Source organism: Algoriella xinjiangensis (assembly GCF_900115015.1).
Classification (GTDB): Bacteria; Bacteroidota; Bacteroidia; order Flavobacteriales; family Weeksellaceae; genus Empedobacter; species Empedobacter xinjiangensis.
In genome coordinates, this window is sequence record NZ_FOUZ01000039.1 from 1 (window position 1) to 1291 (window position 1291).

2 protein-coding genes are annotated in these 1291 nt (G+C 32.1%); both read left to right on the plus strand.

Annotation, left to right across the window (positions count from 1 at the left end):
- A partial coding sequence (locus tag BM072_RS15345; protein WP_092910781.1) for a relaxase/mobilization nuclease domain-containing protein occupies nucleotides 1-654 on the plus strand: 654 nt, incomplete at its 5' end.
- Nucleotides 655-697: 43 nt separating this feature from the next.
- Complete coding sequence (locus BM072_RS15350; protein ID WP_143080503.1) at nucleotides 698-1156, plus strand: hypothetical protein; 459 nt, start codon at nucleotides 698-700, stop codon at nucleotides 1154-1156.
- The last annotated feature ends 135 nt before the right edge of the window (nucleotides 1157-1291 follow it).

Sequence of the window (1291 nt, forward strand, 5' to 3'; positions counted from 1 at the left end):
TATACCCAAGATCATTTGAAAAACTTAGGATTAGAAAATAATCAATGTATTGCCTATGTTCATCAAAATACCAAAGCTACACACGTCCATATTATCGCCAATCGTATCGATGAGAAAGGAAAAGCCTTGGACGACTCTTATATTGGATTTAAAGCGCAAAATTCAGCAGAGAAAATAGCCCTTGAAAATGGATTAAAAACAGCGAAAGAGGTTAGACAAGAGAAAGAAATTTCACGAACATTAGATAAGGAGTTAAACAAAGAACTGAAAGCTGATATTTACAAAAAGCATAACATTTCTGTTAAGCAATCGCGAACTTTTTCGGAGTATATGCAAAGTATGTATGATAAAGGTTGTCGAATTGAGCCAACCATTAATAAAGGGGGAAAATTACAAGGTTTCCGTATTCATGATAAAATGAGTGGGCTTGATTTTAAAGCGTCTGAAATCCATAAGACTTGTGGTATGAAAAATATGATTGAAAAAGGTGTTTCATTTAAAGGAATGACCATGCAGACAGAAATTGTAAAAGGATTAACGAAAGAGTTTGCTACAAAGCCGGTAGAAGTTTTATCGCTTTTACAACCGGCGATTAAAATAGCGGATATGGCTATCAAGATTGGACGTTCGATGGATAGAGGAATGTCGTTGTAAATATTAAATAATTAGCACTATGAATATGACAAGTCAACAACTTATGAAACTGATTTTAGAAGAAAGTGAAATTATTTCAGAGAAAATCAAGCGATTGGAACAATTATCTGCTCAAATTGAACAATCCAACCGAAATCATTTAGAGCAATTGAAAAGAACGGATATTAAAGTGGATAATTCTGGTGTAAATAGAAGTATAGCAGAACTAGAAAGAGTGGCTGAGAAAACAGTTAAATCAATTCAAACAACACAAAAAGGGTTTAATTGGGTATTGTATACGGTTGTGTTTTCTGCAATTTCATTAGCAGCTTTATTTTTTGCTTTTAAATATGGTTTTCAAGCTAAATCAGAGATTAGAAATGAATATTACAATGAATTAAATAAAGAAGGAAGAATTCTTTCTGAAAAGAATGCAGTCTTTATGGAAAAGTTTTACAAATGGGTGGATAAAAATCCGAATGATAGTAAAGAATTATTCAGAGAAGTAAATAAAATGAAGTAAAAAATAGCCCTCCAATCGGAGGGCTATTTTACATAAAATGTGTTATAGCTTTTACTGAACCGAAGTTGTACGCTGTCTTTTATTCTTTACATAAATTTTCTCTAAGGATTTGTCCAATCCAACTTATACTAGCTA